General features: G+C 53.9%; 14 protein-coding genes. 13 read left to right on the top strand and 1 reads right to left on the bottom strand.

Features of this window, described 5'->3' with window-relative positions; genetic code table 11:
• The first annotated feature begins 218 nt into the window (after positions 1-218).
• The 10 genes from ACH6EH_RS03595 to ACH6EH_RS03550 all read left to right on the top strand — a co-directional run bounded on the left by ACH6EH_RS03595 (position 219) and on the right by ACH6EH_RS03550 (position 13,602).
• A complete protein-coding gene (locus ACH6EH_RS03595) occupies positions 219-1,904 on the top strand; it encodes a hypothetical protein (protein ID WP_397331153.1) in 1,686 nt (561 codons plus the stop codon).
• Entirely contained in the window at positions 1,891-2,763 is an 873-nt protein-coding gene (locus tag ACH6EH_RS03590) for an ABC transporter ATP-binding protein (protein WP_397331152.1), read from the top strand. The genes ACH6EH_RS03595 and ACH6EH_RS03590 overlap by 14 nt, the downstream gene beginning before the upstream one ends.
• Positions 2,745-3,371 (top strand): hypothetical protein, encoded by a 627-nt coding sequence (locus ACH6EH_RS03585; protein ID WP_138224185.1) that lies wholly within the window; start codon positions 2,745-2,747, stop codon positions 3,369-3,371. Before ACH6EH_RS03590 ends, ACH6EH_RS03585 begins: the two co-directional genes overlap by 19 nt.
• A gap of 231 nt (positions 3,372-3,602) precedes the next feature.
• Complete coding sequence (locus ACH6EH_RS03580) at positions 3,603-6,239, top strand: cation-translocating P-type ATPase (protein ID WP_397331151.1); 2,637 nt, start codon at positions 3,603-3,605, stop codon at positions 6,237-6,239.
• A 185-nt stretch (positions 6,240-6,424) separates the two neighbouring features.
• Positions 6,425-7,537 (top strand): BMP family lipoprotein, encoded by a 1,113-nt coding sequence (locus ACH6EH_RS03575; RefSeq protein WP_397331150.1) that lies wholly within the window; start codon positions 6,425-6,427, stop codon positions 7,535-7,537.
• A 126-nt stretch (positions 7,538-7,663) separates the two neighbouring features.
• The gene (locus ACH6EH_RS03570; protein ID WP_397331149.1) at positions 7,664-9,193 is read left to right on the top strand and encodes an ABC transporter ATP-binding protein; all 1,530 of its coding nucleotides are present in this window, start codon (positions 7,664-7,666) and stop codon (positions 9,191-9,193) included.
• On the top strand, positions 9,190-10,242 hold the full coding sequence (locus ACH6EH_RS03565; protein ID WP_138224189.1) for an ABC transporter permease: 1,053 nt from the start codon (positions 9,190-9,192) through the stop codon (positions 10,240-10,242). The genes ACH6EH_RS03570 and ACH6EH_RS03565 overlap by 4 nt, the downstream gene beginning before the upstream one ends.
• A gap of 4 nt (positions 10,243-10,246) precedes the next feature.
• A complete protein-coding gene (locus ACH6EH_RS03560) occupies positions 10,247-11,197 on the top strand; it encodes an ABC transporter permease (RefSeq protein WP_138224190.1) in 951 nt (316 codons plus the stop codon).
• Positions 11,198-11,411: 214 nt separating this feature from the next.
• On the top strand, positions 11,412-11,945 hold the full coding sequence (locus tag ACH6EH_RS03555; protein ID WP_397331148.1) for an RNA polymerase sigma factor: 534 nt from the start codon (positions 11,412-11,414) through the stop codon (positions 11,943-11,945).
• Positions 11,932-13,602: a DUF4179 domain-containing protein gene (locus tag ACH6EH_RS03550; RefSeq protein ID WP_397331147.1), complete on the top strand. Its 1,671-nt coding sequence runs from the start codon at positions 11,932-11,934 to the stop codon at positions 13,600-13,602. Before ACH6EH_RS03555 ends, ACH6EH_RS03550 begins: the two co-directional genes overlap by 14 nt.
• Before the next feature lie 93 nt (positions 13,603-13,695).
• Here the strand turns inward: ACH6EH_RS03550 and ACH6EH_RS03545 are convergent, their stop codons facing one another.
• Positions 13,696-14,139 carry a DUF2500 domain-containing protein gene (locus ACH6EH_RS03545; RefSeq protein WP_397331146.1) on the bottom strand — a complete coding sequence of 148 codons (444 nt, stop codon included), beginning with the start codon at positions 14,137-14,139 and terminating at the stop codon, positions 13,696-13,698.
• A 226-nt stretch (positions 14,140-14,365) separates the two neighbouring features.
• On the opposite strand from ACH6EH_RS03545, the gene ACH6EH_RS03540 reads away from it, so the two are divergent.
• The 3 genes from ACH6EH_RS03540 to ACH6EH_RS03530 all read left to right on the top strand — a co-directional run bounded on the left by ACH6EH_RS03540 (position 14,366) and on the right by ACH6EH_RS03530 (position 17,892).
• Complete coding sequence (locus ACH6EH_RS03540; protein WP_397331145.1) at positions 14,366-15,547, top strand: helix-turn-helix domain-containing protein; 1,182 nt, start codon at positions 14,366-14,368, stop codon at positions 15,545-15,547.
• Positions 15,548-15,613: 66 nt separating this feature from the next.
• On the top strand, positions 15,614-16,915 hold the full coding sequence (locus ACH6EH_RS03535) for a helix-turn-helix transcriptional regulator (RefSeq protein WP_397331144.1): 1,302 nt from the start codon (positions 15,614-15,616) through the stop codon (positions 16,913-16,915).
• On the top strand, positions 16,912-17,892 hold the full coding sequence (locus tag ACH6EH_RS03530) for a glycoside hydrolase family 43 protein (protein WP_397331143.1): 981 nt from the start codon (positions 16,912-16,914) through the stop codon (positions 17,890-17,892). The genes ACH6EH_RS03535 and ACH6EH_RS03530 overlap by 4 nt, the downstream gene beginning before the upstream one ends.
• Positions 17,893-17,904 lie beyond the last annotated feature (12 nt).

Here is a 17,904-nt window from a genome sequence, read left to right as displayed (position 1 = left end):
TACCCTTCGAGCCCTTCTTTAAATTACGCTTTAAATTTATTGATTAAGCTCAGGAAGTATGGTGATCTATGGTTTCAACAATCCGCAAACAGTGGCTTCAGCTTTTGAGGTCGCCTCTATGGCTAAGTATATTCGGTTTATGTATAGCGTTATCGATAATCCTCCCGAGATCTAATCTTACGAGTTTTGATGTTTTTCCGGGAATGGTGTATTTCATTATGGCGGCAAGTCTTTTGTTTTTTTTATATGGGGCTGAGGAAGCGCGGTCGGAACAGCGCTGGAACCAGTATGAGCTCGTGCGCACTCTACCCGGTTACACAAGGTATCGCATGGGAAAGTTTGTTTACTGGCTGCTTCTAACAAGCGCTTTTTATCTAATATTCTTTACGGCAGTAAGTTTGTATATTGTTGGAACGCACGGCGGAGGAAGTGCTGAGAAAATCACGCAGGCCTTAGTATATACGTGGTTGTGCTGGTGGTTTCCATTCTTCCTGACTGTTGTTCTGGGATATGTGATTTACTCTCTGCTCAGCAGCCTATACAGTTATGTGCTTATTGTACTGGTTTGGTTTCTGATCATGCCTTATAACACAATGGCATTTGGAGAATTTCTGCCGTTGGAGGTATCAGGCTGGCTGGTGATAGGCGATCCGAATATTGAACAAATTTTTGGTATCTATGACATGGAAAGTCAACAGATAAATATAGGTTTTTATATACAGCGGCTTGCCGCCCTGCTTTTGACAGTTGGCATATACGCGGCGGTAGTGTGGAAAGGTCTGACAAGAAAAATCGCATATATTGTCATGGCTGCGGCTCTTACGCTGCCTGTCGTCTCTTCACATGTTCCCTATTTATCAGGTGGTGACCCGGTGTTGGTTTACCAAGCGGCTGCGCCGCTAAATGAGGAAGAGCTGAAATATGCGATCGATAACGTCGAAATCAGACTTGAGCATGGGCGAAGCAATCATGATCTGTCTTATGTCTATGAAGTGGATATAAAGGCTGAGGTTGACGTAATCACACTGGCGCTTTTGGATGATTTTCAAGTGGTGGAAGCGAGGTTCGGAGACCTGCTTATCCCGGTTTCTCAGCAAGAGGGTCAACTTAAATTAAAGCTGCCTGCGGCTGAAGGAAGATTGATGCTCAGCTTGGTTACTCACACTTACGCTTCTGTGGGACCTAGTTTCTTTGAGCTGCCCTCGGCATTACCCTGGTACCCTATGCATCCGCTTGAGGCTGCGGATCCGTATCACCATGGCCTTAAGGAAACATATCGGTTGGATTTGAAGGGGTTAGATCATAAACTAGTTTGGACAAATCTGTCTGCCTTGGGAGATGGGATGTGGGAAGGAAAAGCATACGGACCGACGATTATTTACGGCGCCTATAAGAAGGCAGGAGAGATTATAAGCCCAGCTTTTAAGGATAGGCGGTCTGTGGAACGTGGCCATAACGAGCTGGCACGCTTGGTCGAGGAAGCGAAGGAGAGGCTTGGTGCAGGAGCGGAGTTGCCTGTCCGCGGTTATATGATCACAACCATGCAGCAGTTCACCGCCAATCCCGATGAATTCTTCGTGTACCAGGATGAGAGGCTGCTTCAGTCTGAATCCTTATTGAACGTCATGTTCTTAAGGGGATCGGAAACAGGAGGTAGCGGGATGAAGGATACCCGGCTGTTTGCAGCCCTGTATTTCGGTAACATGAAGAATCCCTCGACGGATATTTACTATAAATCTATCTTCGGAGAAGATGTTGTGAAACGTATCCGCACGGTATATATGGAGCTGCCAGAGCAGGAGAAGGAACAGATGCTCCGGATGTGGTATCAACAAACCGGCGGTCTTCTGACACCTGAACGTATAATGAAGGATTTGGAGGGGAAAACAAATGCTGGTGGCTGAACAGCTGACAAAGCGCTATGGATCCAAGACAGCCTTGCAGGAAGCGACCTTCACACTGGAGAAAGGGATAACCGGCCTGCTGGGTCCAAACGGAGCCGGAAAAACAACGCTGCTGCGCATCCTCGCTACCTATCATAAGGCTAGTGGGGGAAGGCTGTTGCTGAACGGGGTAGAATGGACCTCAGCCAATATGGAGAAGCTTCGCGCGGACATTGGCTACTTGCCGCAGCACATCGGATTATTTCCCTCTCTGACAGTTAGGGAGTATCTGGACTATATCGCAAGTATGCGGGGAATGAACAGTAGCAGCATCAATAAACGAATGAATGAAGTGTTGAGAGAGGTTAATCTGGAAGAGGTGGGGAGGGAGAAGGTTCGTTCACTTTCTGGAGGCATGAAACAGCGGCTGGGCATTGCGCAAGCAATAATTCATGAGCCTGCGCTTCTGCTTGTGGATGAACCGACCGCAGGTCTTGATCCTGAGGAGAGGATCCGTTTCCGGAATCTGATTAAACGGCTGGGTCACAGCAGAGCGGTTCTTCTATCCACCCATATAACGGAAGATGTGTCCGTAACCTGTGACCGTGTACTGCTGATGAACAAGGGCTGGCTTCAATCACATGACCATGTGCGTGAGGTAGTGGCATATGCGGCAGGCAGCGTGTGGGGACTTCAGACTGAACAGGGGAAGTACGAGCAGCTCCGCAGCGATCCATCCGTTTTTATTACCGACCTGAAAGAGCAGCAGGAAGGGCTCTATCATATACGGGTGGTTGCGGCCTCCAAGCCTTCGGAAGATGCGCAGCCGTTGCAGCCTACATTGGAGGAGGGCTATATGGTTTGGTTAAACAGGAAGTAATACAGTGGCGATTTGTGTGGAAAACACAGCGACCGTTGCTGTTAATTCCGATTATGCTGTGGCTGGTTGTCATTTTAGCTGGCTCTTCATCGCAGCAGCTTGCCAAAGATTTGGCCGTATTTTTGCTGTACCCAAGCCTGGCCTTCCCGGTGGTTGGACTGATGTCGTCTATCGGATCAGCTTATCAGAAGGAGCTGTGGATCACGCTGCCCGTATCGCCATGGCGTGCAGGCGCTGTACGTCCACTTCTAATGAGCTTGTTGTATGCAGGTTTGTTCACATCTGTGCTTCACCGTTATTACACGCCTGCGCAGGTGGCAGGAGGATGCATCTCGGTTCTTATGTACATGCTGCTTATCGCCCTGATTACCACACTTTTTAAGAATAGTGCATTCGGTCTTTGCGGCGGGTTGATTTTTCTTTTTTTCGGATTGTTTACCGGCGGGAGCGGGCAGGGACCTCTCTACCTCATGCAATGGTACCGCCAGGTTACAGGGCTACCCTCGGACGTTTACCTGCTTGAGCAAGGAGTTTTCTGTCTGGTGGCCCTGTTCGGGACTGTACAGCTAATCCGCTTTCGAGAGCGGTTCCATTTGCTGAAAGATTGAAGGAAGAGCAACAGCTGGTTGAAAGCCTGTTGGCGGAATTATGGCCGATGGGCTGTTTTTGCTTTGTCGACATAAGGTAATATCGTCCGGAAGGAATACAATGACTCCAAACCCGCCGCCTGCCTTCACCCCGCCGCGAATTCCACAAATCCCGGTTAATTATCCCTCTGCCTGTTTACAATACCCGTAACGGATGCTTGACACACATATGAATAAAGAGGTGTTGGTAGGATGTGGTTCTCGGAAACAAGAGAAGCAGTGCTGGAGAAGCTAAACGTAGATCCTGCCAAGGGACTGAGCGCGGAGGAAGCCGCAGCCAGGCGAGAGCAGCATGGCCCGAACCAGCTGAAGGGAAAGCCGAAGAAGAGTGTGGCGGCCCTGTTTTTTGCCCAGTTGAAGGATATGCTCATCTACGTCCTCCTCGGCGCCGCGGTCGTCACGCTGATCGTTGGCGAGTATATGGATGCTGTAATCATTCTGGCGGTGGTGCTGCTGAATGCAGCAATCGGAGTATTTCAGGAGCAGAAGGCGGAAAAAGCCATTGAGGCGCTGCAGCAAATGACTGCCCCGAGATCCCTGGTTCGCCGGGACGGGGCTGTGAAGGAAATCGACTCCGTCAACCTCGTGCCGGGAGATGTGGTCATCCTGGATGCAGGCAGATTCATCCCCGCCGACGTCCGGCTGCTGGACAGCGCGAATCTGCAGATTGAGGAATCCGCGCTGACCGGAGAGTCGGTGCCTTCGGACAAGCACGCAGAAGCCGTGCACGAGCATCCCAAGACACCGGTGGGAGACCGCTCCAACATGGCGTTCATGTCCACCCTGGTCACTTACGGACGCGGCGAAGGAGTCGTGGTCGGCACGGCAATGGACACCGAGATGGGCAAAATCGCCCAGGCGCTGGACACCGACGAGCAGAAGCTGACCCCACTGCAGCAGAAGCTGGAGGAGCTCGGCAGGTTTCTGGGCTATATTGCCATCGGGGTGTGCGTGCTTATCTTCGTGATCGGCCTTATCCAGGGCCGGGAGCTGTTCGAGCTGTTCCTGACAGCGATCAGTCTTGCAGTGGCGGCTATTCCGGAAGGACTTCCGGCGATTGTAGCAATCGTGCTGTCGCTTGGCGTCACACGAATGTCCAAGATCAACGCTATCGTCAAAAAGCTCCCTGCCGTCGAAACGCTCGGCTCGGTTAACATTATCTGCTCTGACAAGACGGGAACGCTGACCCAGAACAAAATGACCGTCGTAAAGCGCTATAGTATACCGGAGGCTCACCCGGAAACTCAGCAGGACATGCTGCGGGCCTTTGTCCTGTGCAGTGATGCCAGCATTCATGATGGCGAGGCTACCGGCGACCCTACCGAGATTGCACTGGTGTATGAAGGAGAAGAGCAGGGGTTATCCAAAAGAAACCTCGAAACGGAATTCAAGCGTGTATCCGAGAGGCCATTTGATTCCGACCGCAAGCTCATGTCTACGCTAAACACGGTCCCGGGCGGGTTCCGGGTTCACACAAAGGGCGCGATCGACCAGCTGCTGCGTATCTCCACCTCTGCCAGGGTTGGCGGAGAAACGGTACCGATGACAGAGGCGCTGAAGCAGCAGTATTTGCAGGCGGCTGAAGAAATGTCCGATCAGGCACTCCGGGTTCTGGCCGCGGCCTTTAAGGACAGCCCCTCCAGGGTGGAGCCGCAGGACATGGAACAGGACTTAACCTTCCTCGGCTTTGTCGGCATGATCGATCCGCCGCGGACCGAGGTGAAGGATTCCATCCGCGAGGCCAAAATGGCCGGCATTACACCGGTCATGATCACCGGGGACCACAAGAATACGGCGGTTGCCATTGCGAGGGAGCTGGACATTGCGAAGGATCTCAGCCAGAGCATGACCGGAGCCGAGATCGACGAGCTGTCCGAAGAACAGTTCGCGAGCCGCATCAAGGATGTGCGCGTCTTTGCCCGCGTGTCTCCCGAGCACAAGGTCAAGATTGTGAAGGCGCTGCGGGCGCAGGGCAATATCGTTTCCATGACCGGCGATGGCGTCAATGACGCACCTTCTCTCAAAAATGCAGACATCGGGGTTGCCATGGGCATCACCGGCACGGATGTATCCAAGGGCGCCAGTGATATGATTTTGACCGATGACAACTTTACGACGATTGTGCACGCCATCCGGGAAGGGCGGAACATTTATGGTAATATCCGCAAGACCGTCACCTTCCTGCTGTCATGTAACTTCGGGGAGGTCGTGGCCATTCTCGCCTCCATCCTGTTCTTCTGGCCGCTACCGCTGCTGGCGACACAGATTTTGTGGATCAACCTGGTTACGGACACTTTGCCCGCCATCGCGCTGGGTATAGATCCCGGTGAAAAGGATATTATGAAGAAGAAGCCGCGCGATCCGAAGGAGAGCTTTTTCGCCGGCGGCGCCGCTGTGAATGCTGTGCTGGGCGGGCTGCTGATCGGAAGCCTGACCCTGCTGGCTTTTTATCTCGGCCTGCGGGAGTTTGGCTACAGCCTGGGAGATTCCGATATCCCGGATGACGCCATGACCTATGCGCGGACGATGGCTTTTGTCGTTCTGGCTGCGTCGCAGCTGTTTTACGCATTTACGAAGCGGAGCGCGACCAAGTCGATTTTTCAAATCGGAGTCTTCTCCAATAAATATCTGGTGGGGGCGGTGCTGACCGGCCTGGTGCTGCAGTTCATCTCCATCAGCGTACCCGTGCTCGCGGCGGCCTTCAAGGTGCAGAACCTGAGCCTCTCCGATTGGGGACTGGTCATTGGTCTGGCGCTCATTCCGCTGATCATCAACGAAATCATCAAGCTGGTGACCAGGCAAATCCGCAAGCCTGAGCGGGCAGCCTGAGGAAGCGTCTGGTCGGTTGCTTGCTGTTCGGAATCTGCTATTTACTCCTCCAACGTTTTACCGCGTTAAAGGTGCATTTGGCTTGAAAGACGAACATTTAAGTTGAAAAGCGGTACATTTATTAATATATTGTAAATAGGACAAACATCGCGTTGTCAGCAAATTATCTAGGAGGGTCTTCCCATATGAAAAAAGGGGTCATGTCTTTAATCAGTCTCGCACTGTCGGTTACCATGCTTGCAGGCTGCGGAAGTAAACCGGAGGAAGGTGCAACCAGCGGAGCTGGAGGAGAAGCACCGAAAGCTAGCTTTACGGTAGGAATGGTTACGGACGCAGGCACCATCGATGATAAGTCCTTTAACCAGGGCACTTATGAGGGAATCAAGAGAGCAAGCGAGGAGTTCGGCATCGAGATGAAATATCTCAAGCCGGCGGGCACGACAGAGGCGGAGTATACGAAGGAGATCGGCAATCTGTATGATGCAGACTACAGACTCATCGTGACACCAGGCTTCAAGTTCGAAACGGCGATTTTCAAGGCGCAGGAGAAGTATAAGGATGCGAAGTTTGTTCTGATCGACGGCGCTCCGAATTCCGGAGAGCAGGGCGCGGCGCCCGTCGTAGCTGAGAACACAGTTTCTATCTTCTTCGCGGAGCAGGAATCCGGCTTCCTCGCAGGTGTTGCCTCTGCGCTGCAGCTGAAGGAAGGCGAAGCGGGCTTCATCGGCGGCATTCAGATTCCACCGGTACAGAAGTTCAACTGGGGCTTCCAGCAGGGCCTGAGCTACGCCAATGAGAACCTCGGCACAAACGTAACGATCAAGAAGGAGAATGTCGTATACCAAGGCACCTTCGATAACGTAGCAGCAGGCGGACAGCTTGCGGCACAAATGTATGACCGCGGCGTGGATGTTGTCTTCGCGGCAGCCGGCGGTGTGGGTGTCGGTGCTATTCAAGAGGCAGTAACCCGCGCGAAGGGCGGAGAAGCGGTATGGATGGTCGGCGTTGACGTAGACCAGTATGAGGATGGAGCATACGGAGACGGCAAGTCCGTCGTGCTGACCTCGGCGGTGAAGAAGGTGGACCAGGCTGCCTACGATATGATCAAGGCAGAGATGGACGGCAGCTTCCCGGGCGGACAGACTCTTACGCTGGATGCAAAGTCTGACGGTGTAGGCCTGCCGGAAGAGAACCCGAACCTGAGCGAGGACGTGCTGAAGCAGGTAGAGGAAGTTCTCGGCAAAATCAAATCCGGTGAGATTACGGTATCTGCAGAGCAGGGCGACCTGATCCAGTAATCCAGTCAACCCGCAACAAAACAGACGGAGAAGCTATCCGTCTTTTTTGTTGAGAGTAAGGAACAGAGCTTATGGATGCTGAAGACTCCCCGGCCTTCGGGGATGAAGAAGGAGAGAGCCGAACCTATGGACTACGTTGTCGAGATGGAGGGCATCCGAAAGGAATTCACGGGCATCGTTGCCAACGACGATATTACACTCAGATTGCGAAAAGGGGAGATTCACGCTCTGCTCGGGGAAAACGGCGCAGGTAAATCGACCCTGATGAGCATTCTGTTCGGGATGTATCAGCCGGATCGAGGCCGGATTCTGGTCGAAGGCAAGGAAGTGCGGATCACGAGCCCGAACGTTGCCAACAAGCTGGGCATTGGCATGGTGCATCAGCACTTTAAGCTGGTCGAGCCGTTTACCGTGACGGAGAATATTATTTTGGGCTATGAAACCCGCAAGTTCGGACTGTTCATGGATACGGACAGGGCCGCGAAGCGGATCGGGGAGCTGTCGAAGCAGTACGGCCTGAACGTGGACCCTTATGCGAAGATTGAGGATATTTCGGTCGGGATGCAGCAACGGGTGGAGATTCTGAAGATGCTTTACCGCAATGCAGATGTGCTTATCTTTGACGAGCCGACGGCGGTGCTGACTCCTCAGGAGATTACCGATCTCCAGGAAATCATGAAGAACCTGACCAAGGAAGGCAAGTCCATCATTCTTATCACCCATAAGCTGAAGGAGATCAAGGCAGTGGCAGACCGCTGCACCGTCATCCGCCGCGGCAAGACGATCGGCACCGTGGATGTGGCGGAGACGAGCCGGGAGGCCATGGCGGAGATGATGGTCGGCCGCAGCGTATCCTTCAAGGTGGATAAGACCGCGAGCACTCCGGGTGCTGCTGTGCTGGAGGTGTCGTCTCTGACGGTGAAGAACAGCAAGAAGGTAGAAGCGCTGAAGCGCTTTAGCCTGAGCGTTCACGCCGGCGAGATTGTCGGCATTGCAGGCGTGGACGGCAATGGCCAGACCGAGCTCATCGAGGCCATTACCGGCCTGCAGAAGGCCGAGAGCGGCGAGGTGCTGCTGAGCGGCAAGCCGATTCACGAGCTGTCGATCCGGGAGCGGAATGACAGAGGCATCGGGCATATTCCGGAGGACCGCCACAAGCGCGGGCTTGTGCTGGATTACAGCCTGGAAGAGAATATGATGCTGGAAGTGTACAACCGGCCGCCATTTTCCCGAAATGGATTGCTGAAGCCGAACGCGATGCGGGAGCATGCGGAGCATATTATTGAGAGCTTTGACGTGCGCTCTGGCAGCGGTGTCCGCTCTGTGGCCCGCTCGCTGTCCGGAGGGAACCAGCAGAAGGCCATTATCGGGCGTGAGGTGGAGCGTGATCCCGATCTCCTCATCGCTGTGCAGCCCACGCGGGGCCTGGACGTAGGATCGATTGAATACATTCACCGCCGCCTGGTAGAGCAGCGGGACAAAGGGAAAGCCGTGCTGCTCGTCTCGCTGGAGCTTGATGAAATTCTGAATCTCTCTGACCGCATTGCGGTCATTAACAGCGGGGAGCTGGTCGGCATCGTGAACGCTTCCGAAACGAATGAACAGGAGCTGGGCCTGATGATGGCCGGTTATGGCAAAGAGGAGGGCAGCGCATGAACAACAGTATAAAATCGTTTGTCGCCGTCCTGCTCGGACTGCTGGCCGGAGTTCTGCTCATGGCTGTAACCGGTCACAACCCGGTGGAAGGCTTTAAATATCTGATCGAGGGCGGCCTGAAAAATCCGGAGCGGATCGGGAACACCCTCGCTACCGCCACCCCGCTCATTCTGACAGGCCTGTCCGTCGCGTTCGCGTTCCGCACCGGCCTCTTCAATATCGGGGCCGCGGGGCAGATGCTGTTTGGCGGCTTCTGTGCAACGGCGGTCGGCCACTGGCTGGACTTGCCCCGCGCCCTTCTTCTGGTCGTCATTGTGCTTGCCGGCTTTATCGGCGGGGCGCTGTGGGCGCTGGTGCCGGGCATTCTAAAGGCCCGGTACAACGTGCATGAGGTGGTCAGCACCATTATGATGAACTGGATTGCCTACTGGATTGTGTTCTATGCGGTGCCTTCCTACTTCAAGGGAAGCAGCGAGACGGAATCCCGGCAGCTTCCGGCCAATGCCCTGCTCCAGCAGCAGGGGCTTAGCGATTTGTTTCAAGGCTCCTACATCAATCTGGGCCTGTTCGTCGCCTTGATCAGTGTTGTTCTGGTGGCCTTCCTGATTCAAAAAACAACGCTCGGCTACGAGCTGAAGGCAGTCGGCTTTAATCGTCATGCGGCAGAGTATGCCGGCATCGGGGTGCAGCGGAGCATCGTGCTGTCGATGTTTATCTCCGGCGGCATCGCAGGCCTTGCGGGAGTAACCCAGTATACGGGCAATGCCTCAAGCATTCAGATCGGCATCCTGCCGAGCCAGGGCTTTGACGGCATTGCCGTTGCACTGCTGGGTGCCAACGCACCGCTCGGCGTGCTGCTGGCTGCTATTTTCTTCGGCCTGCTTTACTCTGGCCGGGGCTTTATGAACGCCATGACCGATATACCGCCGGAAATTGCGGATTCGATCATCGCGATTATTATTTATTTTGCAGCGACGAGCATTCTCGTGGATCGCTTGTATCGTAAATACAAATCACGCCGTGCGGCGAACAAGAAGCAGGGGGGCTGAACCAATGTGGACGACACTTGAGCAAATTTTTCCCTACGCGATCGTGTTCACGATTCCGCTGCTGATTACCGCCCTGGGTGCCCTGTTCAGTGAACGGAGCGGCGTGGTCAACATTGGTCTGGACGGCTTGATGATCATCGGCTCCTTCATGGGCGCCTTTGTGACCTTCAAGCTTCAGGAGCAATATGGAGATGCGCCCTGGGTGCTGTGGGTAGGCTTGCTGGCAGCTATGGCAGCCGGCATGCTGTTCTCGGTGCTGCATGCGTTTGCCAGCATCAACCTCAGCGCGAATCAGATCATTAGCGGTACGGCCATCAATCTGATCGCCGGCGCGTTGACGATCTTTCTCGCGCGGAACATGACGGGCAGCGGGAATATCCGCATCAGCATCTTTGAGCCCTTCAATGTGCCGCTGCTCTCGGACATTCCCTTTCTGGGGGATTTATTCTTCACGCGGAGTAACCCTGTGACCTGGTTCGTGCTTATTATTCTCGCCGTCAGCACGGTCGTTCTGTACAAGACGCCGTTCGGAATGCGCCTGCGCGCCTGCGGAGAGCATCCGCACGCGGCTGAAGCTGCCGGGGTGCGGGTGCAGTCCATGCGTTACGCCGGCGTGCTGATCTCCGGTGCTTTCTCGGGTCTTGGCGGTGCCGCCATCCTCATGACCTACTCCGGAGAATTTAATGGTAACGTCTCGGGTCTTGGCTTCCTGGCGCTGGCGTCCTTGATCTTCGGTCAGTGGAGGCCGCTGGGTGTGCTTGCCGCAACCTTCTTCTTCGGGTTTGCAAGCACCGTGGCGAACGTGTCCCAGGTCATTCCGTCGCTGGCGGTTATTCCGCCCGTAGTGCTAAAGGTGTTCCCGTACGTGGTCACCCTGATTGCCCTGGTCATCTTCTCCAAGTCCTCTAACGCACCGAAAGCGGTTGGTGAGCCGTTCGATTCCGGCAAGCGGTAGGGGAACGTCTACGAGGCCATGCTTTGCGGATGAGGAGCTTATGCGTTACGTGATAGAACCTATGTATGAAATACAGACAGCCTCCGCTTGGACCGTGTTGAACCGTCCAAAGCGGAGGCTGTCTTTTTTGTCTGCTTTTTGTCCGAAATAATGAACCGTTTTAGCCGGTCCGTTGTTTATATTACATCACGTACCGGAAAGGAGGGCTCTGAAATTGACAGATCGAGAGCTGTTTGATGCTTATAACAAAGATGTATACCGTACCTGCTATTATATGCTGCGTAACGTTCAGGATGCGGAGGATGTATGTCATGACGTATTCGTCACCGTATTTCGCCAGGATTGGCACGAGATTGAGCAGCTGCGAGCCTGGATTTTGCGGATCTCTGTCAATCACTGCTTGAATCTGCTGCGCAAGCAGCAGAGGCGAACCGTAAAGCAGCCTCAGCTGCAGTGGATGCGGAAGCATCAAGAGGCTTCGGTTCCTATTGTAGATGCGCAGGTGCTGAAGCGGGAATCGTCGGAAGAGTGGGAGAAGCTGCTGGGACAATTGCCTGAGAAGCTCATGGCCGTGGTGGTTCTTCGATACCTTGGAGAGCTGTCTACCGCTGAAATTGCACAGTCGCTGAATTTGCCTCAAGGGACGGTAAAATCCCGGCTGCATAAAGCCCTCAAGCTGCTGCGGGGCAAGCTGGAAAGCAAGGAATTATATGATATGAGAGGTGAACGACAGTATGGAGCACCTTGAACGAGATCTCAAGAATCAGATGAAAAGTGACAGAGGCGTACCCTATCCAGACTTTGAAGCGATGTGGGGCCGTATTCAGCAGAATGAGCTGCATACCGAGGCCGAAGCTGGGGTGAAGTCCTGGACGCCTGTAGTGTCTCAGCGGTTCCACAAGAGAGCGGCTATGATCCTCGGGATCTCTGCAGCGCTGGTGGCTGTACCGGTCTATGCGGCCATTCAGTATGACTGGTCTGACCTTCTGTCGTACCGCTCAGGGATCATGACCGCTCTGGAGGATGGACTCGGGCAAACCATTGAGCAGTCCGTGACCCGAAACGGGATTACGCTGACGGTACACACCGCCTTTACGGATGAGAATCGGACGGTTCTGCTATATTCACTGGATCCTGGTCCGGTGACGGAGGGACAATCCATAGATTATGGCCAGTTGAGCTTGAGAGATGATAAGGGAAAGCTCATTAAAGGTGATTTTAACCAGAGATATAATGAACAGCTTGGAGTGGTACAGGGATATTTTGAAAGTGAATGGGTACCGAGCGGTTCCCTGAGTGAATTGACCTTTGGCATCGAAGATGTGCATTTCATGGAGGAGGCGCGCTTTCCGGTATCGTACAATCCGAAGCAATCGGAAGCACAAGAGTTGAAGATCGGCCGGGATGGGGTGGAGTCACTGTTGATTCAATCCTTTCCCCAGTCTGAAGGAGAAGTGCTGCTGCGGTCTGTATTTCGATTCGCCGAGAACTTCAAGCCAGAACAAGCAGGCTGGGTCCGGATCGAGATAGAGCAGAAATCTGACCAGCATCGAACGGCAGCGCGCAAGCCGGGAATTTTCGGGACTCCGGGTAAGCCCGGTGAGGTCATCAATGAGCAGGTATTCAGTGCCGAGCAGCTTCAGAAGGAGGATACGCGTTTTGAGATGGTGTATAGCCGAGCTGCCCGAACGTCAACAGGAGTATGGGGAATCGACTTGCAGCTTTCCAAGAAACAAATGGAGAAGAGCACCTTCCAAGAGAAGCTGAACGTGCCGCTGCCGCAGGTGCCGGGTGGAACCTCTGTGCATGAGCTGATCATCACACCTACCCAGGTTCGGGTGATCCTGAAGCATCAAGAGAAGGTTCTGCTCCTGCCATATCAAAGGTTTGAGCTTCATGCAGGAGAGACCGTCCTTCAGGGTGGGAGCGGCCTTATAGACTATTCAAAATCCACCGAGCTAAGGTTTGAAATGAACGGCTTGAAGGCGGACGAGTTGGCGGGACTTCCAATGACGCTGGTGGCCAAGCATCGGATCGATGAGCACGAGGGGGACGGAACCCCGATTCTGTTAAACCGGATTTCCGAGCAGCGCCAAAGCGTAGAGGTCAGCCTGGGAGCGTATCCTGTTCAATTCACCTATTACCGAAAAGACGGTCATCTGTATGTGGAGTCCTCAAGCCAGGATTCCCGGTTTGGCGGCGTAAACCAGACCTATTATTTGGAAGAGGGAGGTAAACGTAATTACGCGAAACGAGCCAAGACAGGGCTGAAGGGGGATGGGGATAACCGCCACATGGATGTCTACGAGAACTTTACAGCACAAGAGCTGCCAGTTTATGTATGGATGTATACCACAGAAGCTCCGAAAGAAGAGCTAAGTATTCCATTGAGATCAGGGCAATAACCTGCCCATCTATAACAGCCGCCCCTAAGCCGATGAGGTGACAAAGGGCGGTTGTTATTGTGTCATTGGAGTTCCCGGTAAAATTAGAACTTTCTACAAGCCGGCTTGCCTTCCCGGCTGCTCCCGCTCAAAATCAACGATCCAGTCTCCCTGAACCGCGGCATAGCCTGTATCCCCTTCGGTAACAAGACCGTACAGCTTTTTCACGTCCAGATATTCCTTTCGCTCCCCGTTGTCAAATTCCAGCGTAATGTAATAGTACGTTCGGGAGGAGCTGCTGTTATGGTGGTGATCATGATGATTGTGGCTGGAGCGGGTCACCTCTGTCCGCTTGGAAATAATCCGGACATACGAAGACTCCCGGGGAGCGCGGGCATTCTTGGCATGCTGCACGGCGCTGCGAATGATGGTGTATAGAATAAACACAAATACGATACCGAATATAATCGGAAACACGTTAAACATAAATTCAAAGACAGGCCCCGGTCCACCTCCAAATCCACCTCCAAAGCCCCCATCCATCGGATCTGAGAACATATCATTTTCCTCCTTCATACGGTTATGGTGATTATTGTTATACGTTACCATACTGCGAGATGTTTCAGTAAAAAAATGATCCGCACCTGCGGTCTAACCTCAAATTTTTGATATATATAGCACATTTACCTCGGATGACATGCTTTAAAGGGTAGCCTTATGATAAAGAGAGCAACGGGTCTGAAATGATATGCCGGGTGAGATCCCGGCTCCTGGAGGTGGAAGGGTGATTCACAGGCTGTTGATGGACGGGCTGCCGCAGACCATGACTAAGCCTCGAAATGTTGCGCAGGAGGAGCTGGAGCGGCGGCGTCTTGCATGGTATTACAATCATCTTCTGAAGACTCTGCTGCAGGGAGAAACGGCTCCCGCCCTGGAGCGGGAGCTGTATGATCTATGGCGCATCGAAAGCGAGGATGCGTTAAGCTGCATGCTGATTCAGACCCGCGAACAAAGCCCGCTGCTTCAGAAGCAGGTTCAAGAGAGCCTGTGCCTGTCCTGGGATCAGCTGTTTACAGACTCTGCAGGCCGGATGCTGGTCATATTAAAAGCTCCCCAAGCCGTTGATGCTGCAGGAGAGCAGCTGTACAGCCGCCTTGCCTCTGTATGGCCTTCAGTGCTGATCGCCATAAGTCCTGTGATGAGGGGAAGAGGTTCTATTCATGCGTTATATGCCAGTGCATTAAAGCTGCTGCTACAGAAGCAGTATGAAGCTGGAAGCGGCTTTATAAGCGGGGGAAGGCGCAGCGCTGCAGTGGCGGAACTCACCTTGGAGGACGATGTACACCTGGAGGCAGCCAGAATCGAGAAGCATGAGCGGGAGCTGTTTGTAAGGGAGCTGGAGCAGGTACTCCGCCTCACGAAGAAGGGAGTCCCGGATGTTGTCATGATTCGGCTTCGGATTTCCATGCTGGAGCTGGAGGTGTGCAGGCGGATTACACAGCTTGGCGGTGACGGTGCTCCCCTCCTAGAACGTCTCAGGTACCGGTCTGGGAGCCTGGAGGAGCTGAGCACTTACCTCACACTGAAAGCCTATGGCCTTACCCTGTATGATGAGGCGGCTGTCCTTCTGGATTCATTGCACGAGGGAAAGGAGAGCAGTCCTGTAGAGCAGGCCATCTCCCGGATCAATCAGGAGTACAGAAGTGGCCTGCAGCTTCAGGAGCTGGCCCGTGCCGTTCATATGAACCCTAATTATTTGGGATATATCATCAAACGCAGAGTCGGGGTTTCCTTCAAGGCCTATATTCACAGCCGGCGCATTGAAGAAGCCAAGCGGCTGTTAAGACATACCGGGAGCAGCATACATCAGATTGCCATGGAGGTCGGTTATTCCAACGCGGATTATTTCATCCGTATGTTCAAGCGGACAACAGGGCTGCTGCCCACGGTGTACAGACAGCAATAAATCAGGGCCGAAGCTTGCCGTGACGCCTCTTTTTGCCAGACGGGATACCGGAAGGAGGGAGTATGCTTGGGATCATTCACATTCAAAGACCGGAAAGAAAGGCGGATAGCCAGCGAGGGCTGGAGGCCAAGGAAGACAAGCTCTTTCATGAAGGGGAGCCATCTGCTATGTGAGGGGCTGTCAGCGCACAACAAGCAGCAGCTCATTCATCTGGCGGCACAGCAGGAGGCTCGGAGTACAGCCTTACAGGCTGTGCTCCGAGGACATGGGCTGTCTGAGGAGGCCATGGCCATCCTGCAGTCGCTGGACCTGTCAGGGGCTAGATGGCAGGTGTGCTTGATCCACAGTGCCGATCCCTGCTCACGCGATCTACAGCAGCGGCTTCAGCACTTTCTTTGGGAACAGGAGCAGCTGTATCTGGTGCCACTGACCGAGCGGCAATGGGCCATCGTGTTCGCGGTCAGAGGATATGGGCCGCAGCGGGAGCTGGACAAGCGGCTGCAGGATCTGTCAGTAAGGCTGGCACGCTTTCGGACCCACATGGCTTGCGGGTCCAGCCAAGCCTCGATTCTGCATATAGCGGCCAGCATGCGGGATGCGCAGGAGGCCATAGCGCATAAATTTTATGACATCACGTATATGGGGGTCCTGAGCATTCACTCGGTGCAAGGGAGAGGCTTCACGAACGATTATGCTGAAGCTGCACCGTGGTTGAACCGGATCTTGGGTTCGCTCGCCACGCTGGATTGGGCCGAATATGTAGACGCGGCCGCTACGGCGGCGGCAGGCTTCAAAGCCCGCCGGGTGCATCCGGAGCAGGTGAAGACCATGACCGCATACTGCATGCATCACGTCCGGGAGTATGTCCGGCGGTCGATGTCTCGGCATCCTGCCGCCGCTGCCGAGCCGCCGGATTTCCTGGAGGTGGATCTGTCTGTCATTGGATTGGAGCCGCTTATGGAGCGGGTGTCCCAGTATGGACAGGAATGCTTTCGGCAGCTGCTGTCGTGCAGGGAGGAGGAGGCCCTCGGCGTTGTCCAGGAAATCAATGCGTATCTGAAGGAGCATTACCAGGAGAAGCTCAGCATAAAAAGCCTGGCGAAGCGATTTTATCTGCATCCCGCGTATCTTGGACAGCTGCTGAGGAAGAAGAATGGAGTCAGCTTTCATATCTTCGTCCACGATCTGCGAATACAGGAAGCAGCCCGGCTGCTGCAGGAGGTACAGTATAGCATCACCGAAATTGCCGAGCGCGTCGGCTACAGTAATTACAGCCATTTTTTGAAGGAGTTTGAGAAAAGGCTTCACATCTCCCCGATGCAGTACAGAAAATCTATTCCCAGTTTAAAGGAGCATCTGAAACCATGACAACTGAAAGCAAGAAGCCCAACGAGCCGCTGGTAACTCATATCTATACGGCCGACCCCTCGGCACACGTATTCAATGGACGTATTTATGTGTACCCTTCGCATGATCTGGAGCATGCAGGAGAAACGAACGATAATGGCGATCAATATGCGATGGAGGATTACCATGTGCTGTCTATGGATGCGCCGGGCGCACCGGTGACAGATCACGGCCAGGCGCTGCACCTCAACGACATTCCCTGGGCGTCTGCCCAGCTGTGGGCCCCGGATGCTGCCTCAAAGGACGGCAAGTATTATCTGTTCTTTCCGGCAAGAGATCACGACGGCATCTTCCGAATTGGCGTCGCCGTCAGCACGGCGCCGGAGGGTCCGTTTCAGCCGGAGGCAAGCTACATGGAAGGCAGCTTCAGCATTGATCCGGCGGTCTATGTAGATGATAGCGGACTGGCCTATATGTTTTTTGGCGGCTTATGGGGCGGGCAGCTGGAGAAATGGCAGGAAGGCAGCTTTAACCCGGAAGGAGAGGGTCCTGCTCCCGATCAAGCGGCAATCGGTCCTCGGGCAGCGCTGCTGTCATCCGATATGAGGTCCTTTCAGCACGAGCCCAAGGAGATCGTCATTCTGGACGAAACAGGTCAGCCGCTGCGGGCCGGGGATGAGGAGCGCCGATATTTTGAAGGACCCTGGATCCACAAGCATGAAGATCTGTACTACTTGTCCTACTCCACCGGAACGACCCACAAGCTGGTGTATGCGGTCAGCGGTGATCTGTATGGTCCGTACACGTATCAGGGCGTGATTCTGGAGCCGGTCATCGGCTGGACGACCCATCATTCCATTGTGAAATTTCAGGACAAATGGTATCTGTTCTACCATGACAGCTCTCTCTCCGGCGGCGTGAATCACCTGCGCTGTGTGAAGTATACGGAGCTGACCTATAACGAGGACGGAACCATTGTAACGATAAAGCCCTATTGATCACGAGATCCA

The sequence above is a fragment of the Paenibacillus sp. JSM ZJ436 genome (assembly GCF_044383795.1).
GTDB classification, from domain to species: Bacteria; Bacillota; Bacilli; order Paenibacillales; family Paenibacillaceae; genus Paenibacillus_AQ; species Paenibacillus_AQ algicola.
The sequence above is the reverse complement of the archived record's forward strand: the minus strand, read 5'-3'. Positions and strand labels throughout refer to the sequence as shown.

Excerpts from the sequence above, each read along its gene's own strand:
- ACH6EH_RS03595 (WP_397331153.1), top strand. The coding sequence starts at position 219 with ATGGCGGCAAGTCTTTTGTTTTTTTTATATGGGGCTGAGGAAGCGCGG.
- ACH6EH_RS03590 (WP_397331152.1), top strand. The coding sequence starts at position 1,891 with ATGCTGGTGGCTGAACAGCTGACAAAGCGCTATGGATCCAAGACAGCC.
- ACH6EH_RS03580 (WP_397331151.1), top strand. The coding sequence starts at position 3,603 with ATGTGGTTCTCGGAAACAAGAGAAGCAGTGCTGGAGAAGCTAAACGTA.
- ACH6EH_RS03575 (WP_397331150.1), top strand. The coding sequence starts at position 6,425 with ATGAAAAAAGGGGTCATGTCTTTAATCAGTCTCGCACTGTCGGTTACC.
- ACH6EH_RS03570 (WP_397331149.1), top strand. The coding sequence starts at position 7,664 with ATGGACTACGTTGTCGAGATGGAGGGCATCCGAAAGGAATTCACGGGC.
- ACH6EH_RS03565 (WP_138224189.1), top strand. The coding sequence starts at position 9,190 with ATGAACAACAGTATAAAATCGTTTGTCGCCGTCCTGCTCGGACTGCTG.
- ACH6EH_RS03560 (WP_138224190.1), top strand. The coding sequence starts at position 10,247 with ATGTGGACGACACTTGAGCAAATTTTTCCCTACGCGATCGTGTTCACG.
- ACH6EH_RS03550 (WP_397331147.1), top strand. The coding sequence starts at position 11,932 with ATGGAGCACCTTGAACGAGATCTCAAGAATCAGATGAAAAGTGACAGA.
- ACH6EH_RS03545 (WP_397331146.1), bottom strand. The coding sequence starts at position 14,139 with ATGTTCTCAGATCCGATGGATGGGGGCTTTGGAGGTGGATTTGGAGGT.
- ACH6EH_RS03530 (WP_397331143.1), top strand. The coding sequence starts at position 16,912 with ATGACAACTGAAAGCAAGAAGCCCAACGAGCCGCTGGTAACTCATATC.